18 protein-coding genes and 1 tRNA gene are annotated in these 20,626 nt (G+C 67.0%); 13 read left to right on the forward strand and 6 right to left on the reverse strand.

Annotated elements, in window-relative coordinates; all coding sequences use genetic code 11:
- Positions 1–60 precede the first annotated feature (60 nt).
- Complete coding sequence (gene ald, locus SCH01S_RS02370) at positions 61–1,164, reverse strand: alanine dehydrogenase (RefSeq protein WP_046347179.1); 1,104 nt, start codon at positions 1,162–1,164, stop codon at positions 61–63.
- Between the two features lie 141 nt (positions 1,165–1,305).
- On the opposite strand from ald, the gene SCH01S_RS02375 reads away from it, so the two are divergent.
- Both SCH01S_RS02375 and SCH01S_RS02380 read left to right on the forward strand, forming a co-directional pair.
- The gene (locus SCH01S_RS02375; protein ID WP_046347180.1) at positions 1,306–1,770 is read left to right on the forward strand and encodes an Lrp/AsnC family transcriptional regulator; all 465 of its coding nucleotides are present in this window, start codon (positions 1,306–1,308) and stop codon (positions 1,768–1,770) included.
- A 151-nt stretch (positions 1,771–1,921) separates the two neighbouring features.
- On the forward strand, positions 1,922–3,859 hold the full coding sequence (locus tag SCH01S_RS02380; RefSeq protein WP_046347192.1) for a potassium transporter Kup: 1,938 nt from the start codon (positions 1,922–1,924) through the stop codon (positions 3,857–3,859).
- A gap of 141 nt (positions 3,860–4,000) precedes the next feature.
- Here SCH01S_RS02380 and SCH01S_RS02385 read toward each other — a convergent pair whose 3' ends face one another.
- The gene (locus SCH01S_RS02385) at positions 4,001–4,666 is read right to left on the reverse strand and encodes a glutathione S-transferase family protein (protein WP_046347181.1); all 666 of its coding nucleotides are present in this window, start codon (positions 4,664–4,666) and stop codon (positions 4,001–4,003) included.
- 23 nt (positions 4,667–4,689) lie between these two features.
- Between SCH01S_RS02385 and SCH01S_RS02390 the strand changes: the two genes are divergently transcribed.
- Positions 4,690–5,190 (forward strand): 2'-5' RNA ligase family protein, encoded by a 501-nt coding sequence (locus SCH01S_RS02390; protein WP_245612135.1) that lies wholly within the window; start codon positions 4,690–4,692, stop codon positions 5,188–5,190.
- A gap of 114 nt (positions 5,191–5,304) precedes the next feature.
- On the opposite strand, the gene SCH01S_RS02395 is transcribed toward SCH01S_RS02390, so the two are convergent.
- The gene (locus SCH01S_RS02395) at positions 5,305–6,528 is read right to left on the reverse strand and encodes an NAD(P)/FAD-dependent oxidoreductase (RefSeq protein WP_046347182.1); all 1,224 of its coding nucleotides are present in this window, start codon (positions 6,526–6,528) and stop codon (positions 5,305–5,307) included.
- Positions 6,529–6,709: 181 nt separating this feature from the next.
- Between SCH01S_RS02395 and SCH01S_RS02400 the strand changes: the two genes are divergently transcribed.
- Positions 6,710–6,786, forward strand: a tRNA-Met gene (locus SCH01S_RS02400).
- A 10-nt stretch (positions 6,787–6,796) separates the two neighbouring features.
- Here SCH01S_RS02400 and SCH01S_RS02405 read toward each other — a convergent pair.
- Together SCH01S_RS02405 and SCH01S_RS16710 are read right to left on the reverse strand one after the other, a co-directional pair.
- Positions 6,797–7,231, reverse strand: a complete 435-nt coding sequence (locus tag SCH01S_RS02405; RefSeq protein WP_046347183.1) for a hypothetical protein — start codon at positions 7,229–7,231, stop codon at positions 6,797–6,799.
- Between the two features lie 57 nt (positions 7,232–7,288).
- Positions 7,289–9,109, reverse strand: coding sequence for an AI-2E family transporter (locus tag SCH01S_RS16710; protein ID WP_052733726.1), 1,821 nt, complete (start codon positions 9,107–9,109; stop codon positions 7,289–7,291).
- A 105-nt stretch (positions 9,110–9,214) separates the two neighbouring features.
- Between SCH01S_RS16710 and SCH01S_RS16715 the strand changes: the two genes are divergently transcribed.
- Genes SCH01S_RS16715 through SCH01S_RS02435 form a run of 5 tightly spaced genes read left to right on the forward strand, consistent with a single transcriptional unit; the run spans position 9,215 to position 13,885 of the window.
- Positions 9,215–10,219: a 2OG-Fe(II) oxygenase gene (locus tag SCH01S_RS16715; RefSeq protein WP_169746343.1), complete on the forward strand. Its 1,005-nt coding sequence runs from the start codon at positions 9,215–9,217 to the stop codon at positions 10,217–10,219.
- Positions 10,220–10,226: 7 nt separating this feature from the next.
- Positions 10,227–11,303, forward strand: a complete 1,077-nt coding sequence (locus SCH01S_RS02420; RefSeq protein WP_084689360.1) for a YeiH family protein — start codon at positions 10,227–10,229, stop codon at positions 11,301–11,303.
- A 13-nt stretch (positions 11,304–11,316) separates the two neighbouring features.
- A complete protein-coding gene (locus SCH01S_RS02425) occupies positions 11,317–11,799 on the forward strand; it encodes a MaoC family dehydratase (protein ID WP_369385516.1) in 483 nt (160 codons plus the stop codon).
- Entirely contained in the window at positions 11,796–12,725 is a 930-nt protein-coding gene (locus SCH01S_RS02430; RefSeq protein ID WP_046347187.1) for an HpcH/HpaI aldolase/citrate lyase family protein, read from the forward strand. Before SCH01S_RS02425 ends, SCH01S_RS02430 begins: the two co-directional genes overlap by 4 nt.
- Complete coding sequence (locus tag SCH01S_RS02435; protein ID WP_046347188.1) at positions 12,722–13,885, forward strand: isovaleryl-CoA dehydrogenase; 1,164 nt, start codon at positions 12,722–12,724, stop codon at positions 13,883–13,885. The genes SCH01S_RS02430 and SCH01S_RS02435 overlap by 4 nt, the downstream gene beginning before the upstream one ends.
- A 167-nt stretch (positions 13,886–14,052) precedes the next feature.
- Here the strand turns inward: SCH01S_RS02435 and SCH01S_RS02440 are convergent, their stop codons facing one another.
- Positions 14,053–16,092 carry a M13 family metallopeptidase gene (locus tag SCH01S_RS02440; RefSeq protein ID WP_084689361.1) on the reverse strand — a complete coding sequence of 680 codons (2,040 nt, stop codon included), beginning with the start codon at positions 16,090–16,092 and terminating at the stop codon, positions 14,053–14,055.
- A gap of 101 nt (positions 16,093–16,193) precedes the next feature.
- On the opposite strand from SCH01S_RS02440, the gene SCH01S_RS02445 reads away from it, so the two are divergent.
- From SCH01S_RS02445 to SCH01S_RS02455, 4 genes are all read left to right on the forward strand, one after another.
- Entirely contained in the window at positions 16,194–17,792 is a 1,599-nt protein-coding gene (locus SCH01S_RS02445) for a carboxyl transferase domain-containing protein (protein ID WP_046347189.1), read from the forward strand.
- A gap of 222 nt (positions 17,793–18,014) precedes the next feature.
- On the forward strand, positions 18,015–18,380 hold the full coding sequence (locus tag SCH01S_RS17390) for an endonuclease domain-containing protein (RefSeq protein WP_369385517.1): 366 nt from the start codon (positions 18,015–18,017) through the stop codon (positions 18,378–18,380).
- Positions 18,377–18,685 (forward strand): DUF3088 family protein, encoded by a 309-nt coding sequence (locus tag SCH01S_RS02450; protein ID WP_046347190.1) that lies wholly within the window; start codon positions 18,377–18,379, stop codon positions 18,683–18,685. The genes SCH01S_RS17390 and SCH01S_RS02450 overlap by 4 nt, the downstream gene beginning before the upstream one ends.
- Positions 18,682–20,604, forward strand: coding sequence for an acetyl/propionyl/methylcrotonyl-CoA carboxylase subunit alpha (locus SCH01S_RS02455; protein ID WP_046347191.1), 1,923 nt, complete (start codon positions 18,682–18,684; stop codon positions 20,602–20,604). Before SCH01S_RS02450 ends, SCH01S_RS02455 begins: the two co-directional genes overlap by 4 nt.
- Positions 20,605–20,626 lie beyond the last annotated feature (22 nt).

Below are 20,626 nucleotides of genomic sequence, written 5' to 3' on the forward strand. Positions count from 1 at the left end.
CTCGGCCCCTCTCCCGGGCCGCTTCGCGGCCGTCCCTCTCCCCTGCAGGGAGAGGGTTGGTCATGAGAGCGGCACATACTCCAGGCCCAGCGCGTCGGCGACCGCCTGGTGACGGATCTTCCCACCCATCACGTTCAGGCCGTTGGCGAGGTGCGGGTCCGCCTTCATCGCAGCCTCTGCGCCCATGTTGGCGAGCTTCAGCGCGAACGGCAGCGTCGCGTTGTTCAGCGCAAAGGCCGAGGTGCGGGCGACCGCGCCCGGCATGTTGGCGACGCAGTAATGGATCACGCCGTCGACCTCATAGACCGGGTCCTCGTGCGTGGTCGGGTGCGACGTCTCGAAGCAGCCGCCCTGGTCGATCGCGATGTCGACCAGCACCGATCCGCGCTTCATCGTCTTCAACATCTCCCGCGTGACGAGCTTGGGCGCAGCTGCGCCCGGCACCAGCACCGCGCCGATCACCAGCGACGCACTCTGCACCGCTGACGCGATCGCCGCCTTCGACGCGTAGACCGTCTTGATCTGCGAGCTGAAGAACATGTCGAGCTCGGCAAGGCGCGTGTTCGAGATATCGTAGATCGTCACGTCGGCACGCATGCCGACCGCCATCTGCGCCGCGTTCACGCCCGAGACGCCGCCGCCCAGGATCGCGACCTTGGCCGGCGCCACGCCCGGCACGCCGCCCAGCAGCACGCCGCGGCCGCCCTGTTCCTTTTCCAGATAGTGCGCGCCGACCTGCACCGACATGCGGCCCGCCACTTCGGACATCGGCTTCAGCAACGGCAGCGAACCGTCGCGTGCCGTCACCGTTTCATAGGCGATGCAGGTGGCGCCGGACTTGATCAGCCCTTCCGTCTGCTTCGGATCGGGCGCGAGGTGAAGGTAGGTGAACAGCAGGTGCCGCGGCTCCAGCATCGCGATTTCCTGGGCCTGCGGCTCCTTCACCTTGACGATCATGTCGGACTGGGCGAACACCTCGGCCGCGGTGCCGACGATGCGCGCACCGGCCGCGATATAATCCTGGTCGCTCAAGTCGATGCCGGCGCCGGCATTCGTCTCGACGATGACCTCATGGCCGGCCGCGACCAGCTCCGCCACCGACGGCGGGGTCAGGCCGACGCGATATTCGTGATTCTTGATTTCCTTAGGCACACCGACGCGCATGATCGCTCTCCTCAGCGGGAAAATGGTGGCGCGTCATACTGCGAATCGGGATCGCGAATCCCTGCAAAGAGCAGTGGCGTCTCGCCTGGCGAACGCATAGATGATGCGTCCTTACTTGCCTCAATCGTGAAATGCTGCACAATGGACCGGATCGACCGTGCAATCCTGAAAAGTCTCGCCGGCGATGCGCGGGCCAGCGTCAGCCAGATCGCGGAGCGGGTCGGGCTGTCGCAATCCGCCTGCACGCGGCGCATCCAGGCGCTTGAAGCGTCGGGCGAGATCACCGGCTATGGGGCGCGGCTGGGGCACAAGACGCTCGGCTTTCATGTGACCGCGCTGGTCGACATCACGCTGTCGACTCAGGTCGAGGAGGATCTGGCGCGGTTCGAGCGCGCGGTCTCGGAAATCGACGGCATCGTCGAATGCGCGCTGATCTCCGGTGCCCACGATTACCGTCTCAAGATCGTCGCCAAGGACCTGGACGATTACGAACGCCTCCACCGCGAGCATCTCGGCCGGCTGCCCGGCGTGACCACGATCAGCAGCAGCTTCGTGCTCCGTTCCGTGCCGACCAGAAGCGAGGCCGACGCGCTGTTCGGACAGTAACCCTCTCCCGGAAGCGGGAGAGGGGCTGGTCATTGCACCCAACTTACACCCATGCTAACCGCCCCGCCGCGTCCGTGGGGCTAGGACCGCTTTCAATCGTTATGCGCATGATGCCGCTTTCAATAGAATCCGTCCGCCGGTGAGCACCGGCATTTCAGACGCGGCGACCATCACCGGCGCCGTGCCGGCCGAGTCGTCGGTCGAGCATCATGGCCATGGCCAGCACGGCATGCTCCGGCTGGCGATCGGCGCGGTCGGAATCGTGTTCGGCGATATCGGCACGAGCCCGATCTACGCATTTCGCGAGACGTTCACCGGCCACCACGTGCTGACGCCCGACCGGCTGCACATCTACGGCGTGCTGAGCCTGGTCTTCTGGTCGATGATGCTGATGGTGACGCTTAAATACGTCATGGTCATCATGCGCGCCGACAATAAGGGCGAGGGCGGCAGCCTGGCGCTGCTGGCGCTGATCAACCGTTCGACGCCGGGCAAGCGCTGGACCGCGCCAATCGTGCTGCTCGGCGTGTTCGCGACGGCGCTTTTCTACGGCGATTCGATGATCACGCCGGCGATGTCGGTGCTCTCGGCAGTCGAGGGTCTGACCGTGGTCGAGGCGCGGTTCGAGCCGCTGGTCGTGCCGCTGGCGATCGGCATTCTCGTCTTCCTGTTCTTCATCCAATCGCGCGGGACGACGGCCGTCGGGCGATTGTTCGGGCCGGTCATGATCGTCTATTTCGCGACGATCGCGGTCCTGGGTGCGGTGTACATCGCGCAGGATCCGGCGATCATCGCGGCGCTCAATCCCTGGCATGCGGTGCGGTTCTTCCTGACCGATCATGTGAAAGCGTTCCTGGCGCTCGGCTCGGTCGTGCTGGCCGTCACCGGCGCCGAGGCGCTGTATGCCGACATGGGCCATTTCGGCCGCAAGCCCATCGGCGGCTCGTGGCTGGTGTTCGTGCTGCCCGCGCTGATGCTCAATTATCTAGGCCAAGGCGCGATGGTGCTGTCGCTGAGCCCCGCCGAGGCCGCCGAGACGATCAAGAACCCATTCTTCCTGCTCGCCCCCGAAGCGTTCCGCCTGCCGCTGGTGATCATCGCGACGCTGGCGACGATCATCGCCAGCCAGGCCGTGATCTCCGGTGCCTTCTCGGTGACGCAGCAAGCGATCCAGCTCGGCTTCATCCCGCGCCTGCGCATCCAGCACACCAGCGCCAGCACCGTTGGCCAGATCTACATTCCCGTCATCAACTGGGCGCTGATGACGATGGTCATCCTGCTCGTGCTGACCTTCCAGTCCTCGTCGAATCTGGCCGCCGCCTATGGCATCGCGGTGACCGGCGCGATGACGATCGATTCCTGCCTGATCGCGGTCGTGCTGTTCTCGCTCTGGAAGTGGAACCGCCTCGCGGCCGTGGCGCTGCTGACGGTCTTCTTCACCGTCGACCTGGCGTATTTCGGCTCCAACCTCACCAAGGTGCCGGACGGCGGCTGGTTCCCGCTGCTGGTGGGCCTCATCGCCTTCACCCTGCTCACCACCTGGGCCAAGGGCCGCAAGCTGATGATCGACCGGCTGCGCGAGGCGGCGATGCCGATCTCGATTTTCATCGAATCGGCAGCGACCTCGGCGACGCGCGTGCCCGGCACCGCGGTGTTCATGACCTCGACGCCCGACGGCGTGCCGCACGCGCTGCTGCATAACCTGAAGCACAACAAGGTGCTGCACGAACGGGTGATCCTGCTGACGGTGAAGATCGCCGACGTGCCGTATGTGGAGCAGGACACGCGCTGCCAGCTCGAGCCGCTCGGCCACGGCTTCCACCGGCTGGTGGTTAAGTATGGCTTCATGCAGGAACCGGATGTGCCGACGGCGCTGAAGCAGATCACCGGCTGTGGCCCTGAGTTCAAGATGATGGACACCAGCTTCTTCCTCGCCCGTCAGACGCTGCTGGCGTCGTCGCGGCCGGGCATGGCGATCTGGCGCGAAAAGCTGTTCGCCTGGATGCTGCGCAACGCCGAAAGCGCGATGGAATTCTTCAAGCTGCCGACGAACAGAGTCGTCGAGCTGGGAAGTCAGGTGGAAATCTAATCCTCTCCCTGCAGGGGAGAGGGTCGACTCGCGCCTGCGGGCGCGAGCGGGGAGAGGGTGACGTGGTACAGCGCCCAGTACCCTCACCCCGCTCGGCCCCGCAGGGCCGAGTCGCCCTCTCCCCTTAGGGAGAGGGCAAGGTTAGGCGAGAATCTGCTGCGCCCTTTCCACAAACTCCTTCTTCGCCTCGTCGGTCATCTCCGGCCGCGGCGGCACCTGGACGCCGCGCTTGACCGCCTCGCGCTCGCCGACTTTGTCGGCCCAGGCCTTCAGATGCGGATGATTGTCGAGCGTGAGGCCCGGCCACTCATAGGCCCGCACCCACGGCCAGCAGGCGATATCGGCAATGCTGTACGCGTCGCCGCCCAGATAGGGGGAGGCCGCCAGCCGCCCGTCCATCACGCCGAACAGGCGGTAGCTCTCGCGTTCATAGCGGTCGATCGCCGCCGGAATGTGCTCGGGGAAATAGCGCTTGAACACGTTCAGCTGCCCCATCATCGGGCCGAGCCCGCCCATCTGCCACATCACCCATTGGATGACCGTGCTGCGGCCCTTGGCGTCGGTGGGGAGGAACTTGCCCGTCTTTTCCGCGAGCCAGATCAGGATCGCGCCCGATTCGAACACCGGGAAGCCATCGTCGACGATCGCCGGGATGCGGCCGTTCGGATTGATCTTCAGGAACTCGGGGCTCTTCTGCTCCTGCGCCGCCATGTCGATGAAATGCGGCGTGTATTCGAGCCCGCATTCCTCCAGCATGATCGCGACCTTATAGCCGTTCGGCGTGGCGGCGGTGTAGAAGTCGATCATCCGGCGTTCCTCCAGAGGTGAGCGTGTCCGCACCGATCATCGTCACGGCCATGCTCGGCGCAAGCGATTTCGCCTGGGCGGATAGCCTGCGCCGCGCCCATTTCCCACCCGAGCGCAACCTGGTTCCGGCACACATCACCTTGTTCCACCATCTGCCGCCCGGCATCGCCGACGAGCTGCGCGAGCAGCTGAAGGCTGAGGCGCGGGGGAGGGCACCGGTCGCGCGGCTCGCCGGCCTTCGCCACCTCGGCAACGGCGTCGCCTATCAGCTCGACAGCCCGGAGCTGGAAGCGATCCGCGAGCGGCTGGCCGATCATTTCGCCGGCCTGCTGATCCCGCAGGATCAGGCGTCCTGGCGACCGCACATCACCGTGCAGAACAAGGTGACGCCGCAAATCGCCAAGGCGCTGCTGACGGAACTCGAGGCAGCGTTCCTGCCCCGCCCGCTGAAGATCGCCGGCCTCGCGAGCTGGTGGTACCGCGGCGGCCCGTGGGAGCCGCTGAGCGAACACAGGTTCCGATAGTCCCTCTCCCATCGGGAGAGGGAGGGGCCCAGCGCGTCAGCGCTGGGAGGGTGAGGGCGATCATCCTCACCCCGCTCGGCTTCGCCGAGTCGACCCTCTCCTGCGAGGAGAGGGTTAGAGCAGCTCCTTCAGTTGCCGCGCCGTATCCGCCAGCGCCAGCGGATCGATTTCCGCGCCGGCCTCGACCAACTTCCGCCCCTGCACATAGTCCTTCGTCGCATTGACGCAGTCGAGCGCGATCACGCGGCCGTCCTTCAGGTAGATGACCGAAAAGCTCCGCTCTTCGGGCTTGCCGCGCAGCACCACATCGTCATGCCCGATCGACAGGCCGACGGTCTGCAGCCGCAAATCATACTGGTTCGACCAGAACCACGGCGTCGCTTCGTAGGCCACATCCTCGCCGACGATCGTCTTCGCCGCGACGGTCGCCTGGTCGTTGGCGTTCTGGACCGACTCCAGCCGCACCCGCGCGTCGCCGGCAAAGCGGTTCTCGTGCGCCGCGCAGTCGCCAACGGCGAACACGTCCGGCAGGCTGGTCCGGCATTGCGCGTCGACATCGACGCCGTTCGTGCCCGCAGCGCCGGCCGCGATCAGCGGCTCGACCTCGGCAATGATGCCGATGCCGACGATCGCCAGCTCCGCCGCGACGGTCTCGCCGCTCGTCAGCCGCACGCCTTTGAGCTTGCCGCCTTCGGCCTCGAACGCGTCGACTTCAGCGCCGAGCCGCAGATCGACCCCATGCGCCCGGTGCTCCGCTTCGTAAAATCGCGACAGCACCTCGCCCGCCACGCGCGCAAGCACGCGCGGCAGCGCCTCGAACAGGCTGACGCGCTTGCCGAGCTTGGTCAGCACCGCCGCCGCCTCCAGCCCGATATAGCCGCCGCCGATCACCGCGACCCGTTCGACGCCGGCGAGCTTCGCCATGATCGTGTCGACATCCGCGCGGTTGCGGACGAAATGCACGTCCGCGCAGTCGGCGCCGGGGCAGGGCAGGGGGCGCGGCCGCCCGCCGGCCGCCCAGATCAGCTTGCCGTAACCGATCCGCTCGCCCGCATCGGTCGCGACCTCATGCAGCTCCGGGTCGACGGTCAGCACTCGCTGTCCCTGCAGCAGCGCGACATTGCGCTCCGCCCAGAAGCGCTCGGGCCGGATCAGGAAGCGCTCGAAGCCCTTTTCGCCGGCCAGATAATCCTTGGAAAGCGGCGGCCGCTCATAGGGCAGCTCCGGCTCCTCGCCGACGATCGCGACCGATCCGTCGAACCCGAGCTGCCGCAGCATGATCGCCGCCTGCGCCCCGCCATGACCGGATCCCACGATCAGAACGTCGAAATAATGCAACCAACTCTCCCTCGTCACCCCGGACTTGATCCGGGGTCCACCTTCTCCTCGACGTGAAAGAAGAAGGTGGATGCCGGGTCAAGCCTGTCCTGAGCCCGTCGAAGGGCCCGGCATGACGATTGGAAAGACACCTTGTTGACCCCCGGCGAGGCCTTACCTATAGGGCCGCACCTGCCGTTGGGGCGGAGTAGCTCAGTTGGTTAGAGCAGCGGAATCATAATCCGCGTGTCGGGGGTTCAAGTCCCTCCTCCGCTACCACCAGTCCGGTTCAGCAATGACCCGCGGCGCGCGCCAGTTTCGGTGCGCGGCGGATGCTCGCGTGCAGGCGGGAATAGTCGAACGGATCGGCGGGAGTTGCGGGTTCAGCGGCGGCCGCATCGCGTTCTTCGGCTTCGAAGATCGCGGCGACGGAGGCGGGCAGGCGCGGCGGCGTGCCCGGCGCCGTGCCGGGCTTCGGGAACAGCGCCTTCGACAGCTGGGTCAATGCGGCGGCCGGGTTCGATGCATAAAGCTGGGCCAGCATCGCGAGGCCGCGGCCGAGATCGCCGGTGAATTGCCAGGCAAATCCGTCGAACCGGCAACCGGCGAGATAGACCGGGCCGCCGGCATATTCGAACATCACATTGGTGAATTCGCAGCCTTCGAACTCATTGCTGTCGAGCTGCACGCGTTGGTCGCGGAAATGCTCGCCTTCGTAGCGCACGTCCCAAGCTCCTGAATGGACTGCGGCACGTGGTAAACGGGAATGGCTGCGAAACGATTAACCGCTTGCGCAGGCCTCGACCATGTCGCGCAGGCTGGCGCAGCTTTCGTCGCTCGCCGTTCGGCCGGGCCGCAGCAGGCCGCGGACGATGCGGGCATCGGGCCAGCGCCTGCGGGCATTGGCCTCGATCGTGCGCCAGCGCGGCGACGATCCGCGATAGTCGGCGCCGATCAGGCAGACGATTGCGGGCTGTGCCTCGATGTCCCCGGACAACGCCTTGGCGTCGGCGGCCATCGGTCGTTGGCCGTGCTTGGCGAGCAGCTGGGCGAGCATCGCCGCGATCGCCGGGTCTGCCATGCCGGCACCGACAAGGCATAGGACCGGAAGGCCGGTCTGCGCCGGCGGATCCGGCGGCGGCTCGCTGGGCAGCGCCCGTTCGGCGAGCGACGGGGCTGTCGGCTCTGCGACGGCTTCGTCCTCGTCAATATCCACATCCTCGTGGTCGGCCAGGCTGTCGATCAGGTCGCGGGTCGATTCGACGATCGCGTCCAGCGCCGGCCGCGTCAGTGCGCCGCGCCGGCGGTCTGCGAGCGCCAGCCGCAGGCCGCCGACGACCACCTCGTCATAATAGGAAGACAGCGACCGCTCCTTCAGCAGCAGCTCGGCCTGGTCGTGGACTTCATGTTCGTCGCCGGCGAGCATGCGCTGGTAAAAGCTTTCGACCGGCGTCAGCGCAGGCCGGTCGCCGAACAGCACGTCGATGAACTCCAGCTGCGGCACGTGCCGGCCCAACACCACCAGGCATAAAGTCATCGGCGTCGACATCAAAAGGCCGATCGGCCCCCACAACCACGTCCAGAAGATTGCGGCGACGATCACGGCCAGCGGCGACAGGCCCGTCGAATGCCCGTAGACCAGCGGCTCGACGACATAGCCCATCACCGGTTCGGCTGCGAGGAACAGGCACGCCGTCTGGATTGCGAAGCTCCAGCCCGGCTCCGCCCCGATCGCCAGCAGCAGCGGCGGCATCGCGGCCAGGAACGCGCCGACATAGGGTACGAACCGCAGGATCGCCGCCAGCAATCCCCAGAGCAGCGGCGATGGGATGCCGATCCAGTAAAGCCCGACCGCGATCACCGCGCCGAACAGCGAATTCAGCAGCAATTGGGTGAGGAAATAGCGCGACAGCCGGCCCGCCGCTTCGTCGATCGCGACCGTTGTCCGGTGCAGGTCCGACGACCCGAACAGGCGGATGATGCGGTCGCGCAGATCCTCGCGCTGCAGCAGGATGAAGACCGCGACGACCAGCACGATGATGAACGTCTCGAACGGCCCGAGCACCGGGCTCAGCAGCCGCCGTGCGGTCGCCCAGGCGCTTTCTGGCGGCTGGTGCACCTCGACCGGGATCGGCTGTGTCGTGCGGCGGGACAGGCGCGGGGCGGTGCGCGTGGGCGGCGCCGTCTCGAAGCGGCTGGCGAGCCGGTTCATCGCCTCGGGCAGTTCGGCGACGCTGGAATGGCCGAGCGCGATCCACTTTCCCCGGATCGTCTCGACATAGCGCGGAACGTCGGGCGCCAGGCTTGCGACCTGCTGGCCGATCACGGCCCCGGTCAGTCCCAGAGTGCCGAGTGCCAGCAGCACGGAAATGATGACGGACAGGGTCCGCCCGAACCGCAGCCGCCGGAGCAGCCCGACCAGCGGCGCCAGCACGAATGCCAGCAGCACCGCCAGCACGATCGGCACCAGCACGTCCTTGGCCAGGTACAGCGCGCCGATCGCCACGACCCCGGCCGCCAGCGGCACCACGCTCCGTGCCTCGGGCGTGTGCACCGGCGGCACCGATGCGTGATTGCCGTGTTGATGGGATAGCCGCTCCAACCCTGCCTCGCCGTTCGTAACGTGCGCAGAACGATGGGCGCGGGCACCTGTTCCGGCGGACTGGCGCGGTCGCGGGTTCGCTGCGATAGGGCAGGCGTGACGCAGGTGAATCTCGCTCAGGCTTTCGAGCTGGCCGCGGCCGGACGGCCGGCGGAGGCGCTTGCGATTGTCGATCGCGGCGTGTCGGCCGGCGACCCGCAGGCCTGCTACGCGCTCGGGCTGTGGCGGCTGGAAGGCGCGCACGTGCCGCGCGATCTTGGCGCGGCGCGGCGTCTCGTCGAACAGGCGGAGCAAGGCGGGCTGATGCTGGCCGCGCGTGCGCTGTCCGCCTTCGTCGCGGTCGGGACCGGCGGCGAGGCCGACTGGCCCGGCGCCCTGGGCCTGCTGCACCGCTGGGTCGATCGCGATCCGCTGGCGGCCCGGCAATTGCAACTGATCGAGGCGATGGATCTGGACGGCAGCGGCAATCCGCGCGGCGCGTTCGCCTGTGAACCGCTGAGCGATGCGCCGTGCGTGCGGCGCTTCCCGGGCTTCTTCTCGGCCGACGAGGCGGCGTTCCTGCGCGATGTGGCCGAGGCGCGGTTCCGGCCGGCGCTGGCGCTCGACGAGCAGGCGGGGCGGTTCGTCCGACACCCGTTCCGGGATGCGACCGCGGCGGCCTTTCCGGCGGTCTTCGAATGGCCGGCCATCCACGCGCTCAATCGCCGCATCGCCGCCGCGAGCGGCACCGAGGCGGGGCAGGGCGAGCCGCTGCAGGTGCTGCGCTATCAGCCGGGCCAGCAATATCGTCCGCACCTCGACGCGGTGCCCGGTGTCGCCAACCAGCGAATCTGGACGATGCTCGTCGCGCTGAACGACGATTATCAGGGCGGCGCGACGGTGTTTCCTGAGGCGAGCCTGGCGTTTCGCGGGCGCACCGGCGACGGCCTGCTGTTCCGCAACGTGGATGAAGGCGGCAGGGCCGATCGCACGTCGCTGCACGCGGGCACGCCCGTAGAGGCCGGCGTCAAGCTGATCGCGAGCCGCTGGATCCGCGAGCATTGCCCGCCGCCCGGCGAAGCATTCGGGCAGCACGAAGTGCTTTCGCAGGCGGACGAAGTCGGACAATAGGAACGCGATGGCGGACATGGACCCAGTGCTGCGCGAACGGCCGCTCCCGGCCGCGGCCGACCTTTTCGGCGACCTTCTGGAAGTCGAGGCTGCGCCTGCGCGCGCGCGGCCGAAGCTCTTCACCTATTTGCCGGGGCTGGCGATCACCACTCTGGCCGCGCTCGCCGCGGCGTGGCTGGGCGATCATTACCATGCGCCGCTGATGCTGATGGGCCTGCTGATCGGCCTCGCCTTCAATTTCCTGAATGCCGACACGCGCCTGCACGCCGGGCTCGGCTTTGCGTCGAAGACGCTGCTGCGCTGGGGCATCGTGCTGGTCGGCCTGCAAGTGACGATCTGGGAAATCGCGGCGCTCGGCTGGCCCAGCTTCGTCGCGATCGGCGTGATGATCGTGGTGGTGATGTCGGTCGGCACACTCGCATCCCGGGCGCTTGGGATGGGCGCTGCGTTCGGAACGCTCGCGGGCGGATCGGTCGCGATCTGCGGCGCCTCCGCGGCGCTCGCGCTGTCCAGCGTGCTCGGCGAAAAGCGCGTCAACCAGGCACAGCTGACTTTGGTGCTGGTCGCGGTCTCCGCCGCCAGCGCGCTTGCCATGTCCACCTATCCGGTGCTCTCGACCCTGCTTGGCCTCAGCCCGCACGCGGCGGGGTTCCTGCTGGGCGCCTCCATTCATGACGTCGCCCAGGCGCTCGGCGCCGGCTATTCGCTCGGAGAAGTCCAGGGACAGACGGCGGCGATCGTGAAGCTCACCCGGGTCGCGCTGCTCGCGCCGACCTTGCTGCTGGTCACGCTGACGCTGCCGAAGGACGGCACCGAGAAAAAGGGCGCGCCGCCGGTGCCGTGGTTCATCGTCGCCTTCCTGCTGCTGACGCTGCTCAACTCGGTGCTGACGCTGCCGACCCAGGTGGCCGCTGCTGCAAAGGCCGGGACGACTGCGCTGCTGCTGCTCGCCGTGGTCGCGACCGGCATCCGCTCGCCGATGAACCTGCTGCTGAAACAGGGCTGGCGCGCGTCCATGCCGGTGGTCGCCGCGACGGCCACGAGCTTCCTGCTGGCGCTGGGGGCGGCAAAGCTTCTGTTCTAGGCCGCGGCAAAGGATCAAAACGAGGGGTAGAATGGCCGGACGCTATTACGAAGACTGGGCGGTGGGGGACCGGATCGAGCATGAGATCCGGCGCACGGTGACGGTCACCGACAATCTGCTGATTTCGACACTCACCCACAACCCGCAGCCGCTGCATATCGACCTGGAAGCGGCGCGCGCGAGCGAGTTCGGCCAGATCCTCGTCAACGGCACCTTCACCTTCGCACTGATGGTGGGCGTTTCGGTCGGCGACACCACGCTTGGCACGCTGGTCGCCAATCTGGGCTACGACAAGGTGACGATGCCGGCACCCGTCTTCATCGGGGACACGCTGCGCGCGGAAACGGAAATCCTGGAACTCCGCGAAAGCCTGTCGCGCCCGAACGCCGGGATCGTGACGTTCGAGCACACGATGTACAACCAGCGCAACCAGCTGGTCTGCCGCTCGCTGCGCACGGCGCTCGTCAAACGGCGGCACCCGAAGAAGGACAAATGAGGCTCCGTTCGCTGCTGTTCGTGCCCGGCGACCGACCGGAACGCATGGAAAAGGCGCTGACCCTCGGCGCCGATGCTCTGATTCTGGACCTGGAGGATTCGGTCGCGCCCGCGAACAAGGCAGCGGCGCGCGCGGCGATCGCGGATTTCCTAACCCTCTCCCAACGGGAGAGGGTCGACTCGGGCGATAGCCCGAGCGGGGTGAGGGCGACCGGTCACCCTCACCCTTCCGCCGCTTCGCGGCTCCCTCCCTCTCCCGACGGGAGAGGGAGGCCCTTCCTCTTCGTCCGTATCAACCCGCTCGACAGCGGCCATCTCGACGACGATCTCTACGTACTGGCCGGCAATCCCGATGGCCTGGTGCTACCCAAGGCCGAAGGCGCGGAGTCGGTGTGGCGGCTGGCGGGCAGGGCGGCGGTGCCGATCCTGCCGATCGCCACCGAAACGCCGGCCGCGGTGTTCCGCCTCGGGGGTTATGGCCCGGTCGCCGAGCACCTCGCCGGCCTCACCTGGGGCGCCGAGGACCTGCCGGCGGCGATCGGCGCGACCGCCTCGCGCGACGAGACCGGCGCTTATCTGCCGCCCTACCAGATCGCTCGTGCGTTGACCCTGTTCGGGGCGGCGGCCGCCGGCGTGAACCCGATCGAGACCGTCTATCCCGCCATCAAGGACCTGGACGGCCTCAGGCGCATCGCCGAAGCGGCGGCGCGCGACGGCTTCACCGGCATGATGGCGATCCATCCCGCCCAGGTGCCGGTGATCAACGCCGCCTTCACGCCTTCGGCCGAAGCGGTCGCCCAGGCACGCGCGATCGTCGCCGCTTTCGATGCCAATCCTGGTGCCGGCGCGCTACAGCTTGACGGCAAGATGATCGACGCGCCGCACCTGAAACAGGCCCGCCGCATTCTCGAAAGAGCGAATCCATGACCAGCATTGCCACTCCCGATTTCGACTTCCAGCTCGGCGAACATGCCGAGATGATCCGCGACGTGACGCGCCGCTTCGCCGAGGAACGGATCGAGCCGATCGCCGCCAAGATCGATGCTGACGACTGGTTCCCGAAGGAGCTGTGGCCCGACATGGGCGCGCTCGGCCTGCACGGCATCACCGTCGACGAGGCGGATGGCGGCCTCGGCCTCGGCTATCTGGAGCATGTGATCGCCGTCGAGGAAGTCAGCCGCGCCTCCGCCTCGATCGGCCTCAGCTACGGCGCCCACTCGAACCTCTGCGTCAACCAGATCCGCCGCTGGGCCAATGACGAGCAGAAGGCGAAATATCTGCCCAAGCTGATCTCGGGCGAGCATGTCGGCAGCCTGGCGATGTCGGAGGCCGGCGCCGGATCGGACGTGGTCGGCATGAAGCTGCGCGCCGACGCGGTGCAGGGCGGCTATGTCCTGAACGGCACCAAATTCTGGATCACCAACGCCGCCTATGCCGACACCCTGGTCGTCTATGCGAAGACCGGGGAGGGGAGCCGCGGCATCACCGCGTTCCTCATTGAAAAGGACATGCCCGGCTTCTCGATCGGCCAGAAGATCGACAAGATGGGCATGCGCGGCTCGCCCACCGCCGAACTCGTCTTCAACGATTGCGAAGTGCCGGAAGAAAACGTCATGGGTCCGCTGAACGGCGGCGTCGGCGTGCTGATGTCGGGCCTCGATTACGAGCGCGCGGTGCTCGCCGGCGTCCAGCTCGGCATCATGCAGGCCTGCCTGGACGTGACCATCCCCTATGTTCGCGAGCGCAAGCAGTTCGGGAAGCCGATCGGCGCGTTCCAGCTGATGCAGGCCAAGGTCGCGGACATGTATGTCGCGCTGCAATCGGCCCGCGCCTACACCTATGCGGTCGCGAAAAGCTGCGACGCCGGCCGCACCACCCGCTTCGACGCCGCCGGCGCGATCCTGCTTGCGAGCGAGAATGCCGTGCGCGTGTCGCTGGAAGCAATCCAGGCGCTGGGCGGCGCCGGCTACACCAAGGACTGGCCGGTCGAACGCTACGCCCGCGACGCCAAGCTCCTCGACATCGGCGCCGGCACCAACGAAGTGCGGCGGATGCTGATCGGGCGGGAGTTGATCGGGGCGGCGTAAAACCACCCCTCTCCCTGCAGGGGAGAGGGCGACTCAGGCCTGCGGGCCTGAGCGGGGAGAGGGTCCGGGGCTCCGAGCGTCCGCCCCACCACCCTCTCCTAGCTCCGCTAAGCCGCTTCGCGACTAAGCTCCGCTGTTCCTCTCCCCTCAAGGGAGAGGAAGCGCGCTTACCAAACCTTCACCCGTTCCGCAGGCGCCAGGTACAGCTTCTGCCCCGGCTTCACCTGATAGGCCGGATACCAGGCGTCCAGGTTCCGTACCGTCTGCACGCGCCACCGCGCCGGGGCGTGCACGTCCGTCGCGACGCGTGCGCGCAGCGCCTTGTCGCGCATCTTCTCCCGCCAGCTCTGCGCGAAAGCGAGGAAGAAGCGCTGGTCCCCGGTCAACCCGCCGATCACCGGCGCCGGCTTGCCGCCCAGCGACTTGTGATAGGCTTCGTACGCGGCCGTCAGCCCGGCCACGTCGGCGATGTTCTCGCCCAGCTCCTGCTTGCCCTTCAGGTGCAGGCCGGGCAGCGCGACATAGGCGTCATATTGCGCCGCGAGTGCCGCGCCCGCCTGCTCGAAGCGCTTGAAGTCCTGCGGCGTCCACCAATTGTGCAGCCGCCCGGTCGAATCGAAATCGGCGCCCAGATTGTCGAAGCTATGGCTGACTTCATGGCCGATCGTCGCGCCGATCGCGCCATAGTTCGCCGCCGCGTCGAAGCGCGCGTCGAAATAGGGCGATTCTAGGATCGCCGCCGGAAAGTTCAGCGCGTTCTGCAGCGGCAGGTTGACCGCGTTCACGGTCTGCGGCGTCATCCACCATTCGCCGCGATCGACCGGCTTGCCGATCTTCGACAGCTGGTGCCGGTATTCGAACAAGCGCGCGCGCTGCACATTGCCGAATGCATCATCCGGCCGGATGTCGAGCGGCGAATAGTCGCGCCAGCTGCTCGGGTAGCCGACGCCGACCTTCAGCACCTGCAGCTTCTTGCGCGCCTCGGCCTTGGTGGTGGGCGCCAGCCAGTCGATCTTCACCAGCCGCGCGTCGAACGCGGCGACGATGTTCTTCACCATCCCTTCGATCTCTGCCTTGGACGAGGCGGGGAAATAGCGCTTCGCGTAGATCTTGCCGACCGCGTCGCCCAGGCCGGCATTGACCGCGGCGATGGCGCGCCGTTCGCGGCTCAGCTGCTCGGGCGTGCCGGTCAGCGTCTTGCCGTAAAAGGCGAAGTGCGCGTCATCGATCGCCTTGGGCAGCACCGACGCCTGTTCGTTCAGCCGGTGGAAAATCAGCCAGTCCTGCCAGCTTGCAAGCGGTTCGCTGCCGACCAGCGCCGCCAGCTTCACGATCGCATCCGGCTGCCAGACGGAAAAATCCTGCTGGTTCGGCAGCCCGGCCGCGCGCCAATAACCCGCCCAGTCGATGCCTGGCGCCTTGGCCGCAAAGTCGGCGCGCTTCCAGAACTGGGCGCGGTGGGCGTCCTGGCTCTGCTCGATCGTGTCGTGGGCGGCCGCGATCTTCATCTCGAGCGCGACGATCCGGTCCGCCCGCGCCGCCGCGTCGTCGATCCCGGCCAGCGTCAGCAGCTTCTCGACATAGGCGCGATAGGCGGTGCGGATCTCCGCCATTGCCGGCTTGTCCGACAGATAATAGTCGCGGTCGGGAAGCCCCAGGCCGCCCTGCATCAGATAGGGGATCGTCTCGGTCGGCCGCTCCAGGTCCTGCGTCACGAACAGGCCGAACAGGTTTTCCGTCCAGAAATTCGTCGCGTTGATTGGGTCGGTGTCGGCGCGCATGTCGGCGCCCAGCATCGCCGACAGCGCGGCCTTGTCTTTCAGCGCGGCGATCGCGTCCAGCTCGGGTTTGATCGGCTGAAGCCCTTTCTGGTCGATCGCGGCCGTGTCGAGATAGGCCGAATAATAGTCGGCGATCTTGCGTGCCTCGGTGCCCGCCGCGGGATGACCGGCCGCCGCGCCCTGGATGATCGCCGCGTTGCGTTTCTCGGCCTTCAGGAACACTTCGTACGACACGCCGGTGCTGGAGCGATCGGCCGGGATCTCGGCCGTCTTGCGCCAGGCCCCGTTCGCATAGGCCTCGAAATCATCGCCCGGCGCGACGCTCTTGTCGACATAGGCGGGGTTGACCCCGGAAAGCGCCGCGGCGATCGCGGGCGCGGTCAGCGCCGCGCATCCGAGCAGGAAGGCGGGAACGACGTTACGCATCGAAATCCTCTCACAAGTCAGTTTTCGCTGCCCTAGCGCCCGGGCGCGCATGCTGCCAGACCTTCCCAAGCGCATGACGGCTGGCTAGGTGCTGAACGCGCATGTCCGCTCCCATCCTTTCGACCGCGATACAATCGGATTCCGATCAGGTCCGCGCCCGCGCCGCGCATAACCGCGCCTTGGCCGAGGAGTTGCGCGCCAGGGTCGCCACCGCCGCGCTTGGCGGCAGCGAAAAGGCGCGGGCGAAGCATGTCGAGCGCGGCAAGCTCCTGCCCCGCGACCGTGTCGAGCGGCTGCTCGATCCGGGCTCGCCGTTCCTGGAGATCGGCCAGCTCGCCGCCTGCGACATGTATCACGGCGAGGTCCCCGGCGCCGGCATGATCGCCGGCATCGGCCGCGTCTCCGGCCGCCAGGTGATGATCGTCTGCAACGATGCGACCGTGAAGGGCGGCACCTATTATCCGCTGACGGTCAAGAAGCATCTGCGCGCGCAAGAGATCGCCGAGCAGAACCGCCTGCCGTGCGTCTATCTGGTCGACAGCGGCGGCGCCAACCTGCCGCACCAGGCCGAGGTCTTCCCCGATCGCGACCATTTCGGCCGCATCTTCTTCAACCAGGCGAACATGTCGGCGCAGGGCATCCCGCAGATCGCCTGCGTGATGGGCAGCTGCACCGCGGGGGGCGCCTATGTCCCCGCCATGTCGGACGAAACGGTGATCGTCCGCAACCAGGGCACGATCTTCCTCGCCGGCCCGCCGCTGGTGAAGGCCGCGACCGGCGAGATCATCTCGGCCGAGGATCTGGGCGGCGGCGACCTGCACGGCCGCAAATCCGGCGTCGTCGATCACGTCGCGGAAAATGACGAGCACGCGCTGACCATCGTCCGGGATATCGTTTCCACCTGCCAGAAGGGCGCGACGGATATCGAGCTGCGGGAGCCGCGCCCGCCCAAATACGACCCGGACGAGCTCTACGGCATCATCCCCGAAGACGTCCGCGCGCCCTACGACGTGCACGAAATCATCGCCCGCATCGTCGACGGCTCGGAGTTCCACGAGTTCAAATCGCTCTACGGCAGCACTCTGGTGTGCGGCTTCGCGCACATCTGGGGCATGCCCGTCGCGATCCTCGCCAACAACGGCATCCTCTTCAGCGAAAGCGCGCAGAAAGGCGCGCACTTCATCGAGCTCGCCTGCCAGCGCCGCATTCCCTTGCTGTTCCTCCAGAACATCTCCGGCTTCATGGTCGGCGGGAAGTATGAGGCGGACGGCATTGCGAAACATGGCGCAAAGCTGGTCACCGCCGTGGCGACCGCCAGCGTGCCCAAGATCACCGTCCTGATCGGCGGCAGCTTCGGCGCCGGCAATTACGGCATGTGCGGCAGGGCCTACAGCCCCCGCTTCCTGTTCACCTGGCCCAACAGCCGCATCAGCGTGATGGGCGGCGAACAGGCGGCGAGCGTGCTGGCGACCGTCCACCGCGACGCGGACTCCTGGAGCCCCGAGCAGGCGGAAGCCTTCAAGGCCCCGATCCGCCAACGCTACGAAGACGAAGGCAATCCCTACCACGCCACCGCCCGCCTGTGGGACGACGGCGTCATCGACCCGGCCCAGACTCGCGACGTCCTCGGCCTCGCCTTCGCCGCGACCCTGAACGCCGCCATCCCCGAACGCCCGCAGTTCGGCGTGTTCCGGATGTGATGGGGGAGGGATCAGAAAATCCTCCCCGGAACGGGGAGGGGGACCAGCCGAAGGCTGGTGGAGGGGCCGAGTCGCGCGCACCCACCTCTTCGGCCCCTCCACCACTCGCTGGCGCGAGCGGTCCCCCTCCCCCGTTCCGGGGAGGAGCAAGGCCGGCGCAAGCATCGAACCTTGAACGCTCCTGACGAGACGGTTCGCATGGCGCGAAAGCTCCGCCGCGAAATGTCACCGGCCGAAGCCCTTCTATGGTCGGCTCTGCGCAAGAGGCCGGGCGGATATCGGTTTCGAAAACAGCACCCGATCGGCCGTATCTCACTCGATTTCTGCTGTTTGGAGTCACGCCTGGATATTGAGGTCGATGGCAATGCTCATGACCTGATCGATCGGGCCGACCGGGATATGGCGAGAGAGCGCTGGTTGCACGAACTCGGCTTCCGCACCCTGCGCATTCCCGCCGTAGAAATTTTCAGAAATCTGGAAAGCGCAATCATGGCCGTCGTAGAAGCATGCCAAACCCTTGCTCCTCCCCGGAACGGGGAGGGGGACCGCGGCGCGCAGCGCCGTGGTGGAGGGGCCGAATGCCGATGACCCGCGACACCCTGTTCCTGCTACAGCACGAATTCGCCGATCCCGCCCTCGGCGGAGAGCGCACCTTCTATTGCAAGGACTGCATCACCATCGAAGGCCTGCTCGCCGCCTTCCCCGATCATGCGCGCAACATCGACGTGGTGCGGGTGCCCTGGCCGCGTCCTCGCGCCGCAGTCGTCGAAGCGATCGGCGCGGAGAACCAGAATCTCCCCGCGCTCGTCTGGGACGGCGGCTTCGTCAACGAGATCGAGGCGCTGCTGTTCGCTCTCCATCAGCGCCACGGCTTTCCGGAGCGTCACCCGTGATCCAGTCCCTCCTCATCGCCAACCGCGGCGAGATCGCGTGCCGGATCATCCGCACCGCGCGCCGGCTCGGCATCCGCACGGTTGCCGTCTATTCCGACGCGGACGCCAGGGCGCTGCACGTCCGCCAGGCCCACGAGGCGGTGCACATCGGGCCCAGCCCGGCGCGCGACTCTTATCTCTGCGGCGACAAGATCATCGCCGCCGCGAAGGCGACCGGCGCCGAGGCGATCCACCCCGGCTATGGCTTCCTCTCCGAGAATGCCGACTTCGCGCAGGCCGTGATCGACGCCGGCCTGGTCTGGGTCGGGCCCAAGCCGCACTCGATCCGCGCGATGGGGCTGAAGGACGCCGCCAAGAAGCTCATGCAGGAAGCGGGCGTGCCGACCACGCCCGGCTATCTGGGCGAAGACCAGGCGCCCGATCGCCTGAAGGCCGAGGCGGACGCGATCGGCTATCCGGTGCTGATCAAGGCGGTCGCCGGCGGCGGCGGCAAGGGCATGCGGCGGGTCGATGCGCCCGGTGACTTCGCCGACGCGCTCACCTCCTGCAAGCGCGAGGCGGCGAGCTCGTTCGGCGACGACCGGGTGCTGGTCGAGAAATACATTCTCTCGCCCCGCCACATCGAAGTCCAGGTGTTCGGCGACTCGCACGGCCAGATCGTCCACCTGTTTGAGCGCGATTGCTCGCTCCAGCGCCGCCACCAGAAGGTCATCGAGGAAGCGCCCGCGCCGGGCATGGATGAGGCCACGCGCGAAGCCGTCTGCGCCGCTGCCGTCAAGGCCGCCAAGGCCGTCGACTATGAAGGCGCCGGCACGATCGAGTTCATCGCTGATGCCTCGGAAGGGCTGCGCGCCGACCGCATCTGGTTCATGGAAATGAACACGCGCCTGCAGGTCGAGCACCCGGTGACGGAGGAAATCACCGGCCAGGACTTGGTCGAATGGCAACTTCGCGTGGCCTCGGGCGAAAAGCTGCCGAAACGTCAGGACGAGCTCAGCATCGACGGCTGGGCGATCGAGGCGCGGCTGTATGCGGAAGACCCGGCGAAGGGATTCCTGCCGAGTATTGGGCGGCTGAAAGACCTGTGCCTTTCCTCGCTGGCCAGAGTGGAAAGTGGCGTCGAAAAGGGCGGTGAGGTATCGCCCTTTTACGATCCAATGATTGCGAAGCTGGTCGTGCATGCCGGCAGTCGTGACGAAGCGGCTACGAGGCTGGCACGAGCCTGCGACACAGTCGTGACTTGGCCCGTCCGGAACAATGCCGGTTTTCTGTCCTCGCTGCTGAGGGATCGAACATTTCTGTCCGGTAAGGCCACGACGGGCTACATCGGCGAGAGCTTGGACAGGCTGCTTGAGGCAGCGGCGCCTATGGAAGGCGTGCTGGAGACGGCGGCTTCGCTGCTCTTTCGAGAAGCGGGTGGCTCCCTTTCAGCAATCGACTCTGAAGACTTTCCATCCAAACCGGGACAGATCTGGAATGATCTGCTTGGGTTTCGGCTGAACCGGGCACCTCACGAAAGCATGGTGCTGCTTGCCGACGGAAACCTCGTCGAAGGCAAGATCGGCACCGCTCCGGAGCAGAATATAGGCGCAGGATCGATCATCAGAGGAACCGATGATGGCATTCTGATCGTGGATCGCGGCTGGCCACATTTGTTTCAGCTGCCTCGCTCGTCGGGGGCGACGGCCGGAGCAGCCGGCGACGGCGCAATCACGTCGCCGATGCCCGGCCGGATTATCGCGGTCGAGGTCGCGGCGGGTGCTTCGGTCGCCAAGGGCCAGAAGCTGGTCACGCTGGAAGCGATGAAGATGGAGCACACGCTGACCGCGCCGTTCGACGGCATTGTCGCCGAACTGAACGCCACCCCCGGCGCCCAGGTCAGCGAAGGCGCGCTGCTGGTGCGGGTGAACCCTTCTTAAATCCTCCCCGGAACGGGGAGGG

This window comes from Sphingomonas changbaiensis NBRC 104936 (genome assembly GCF_000974765.1).
GTDB lineage: Bacteria > Pseudomonadota > Alphaproteobacteria > Sphingomonadales > Sphingomonadaceae > Sphingomonas_B > Sphingomonas_B changbaiensis.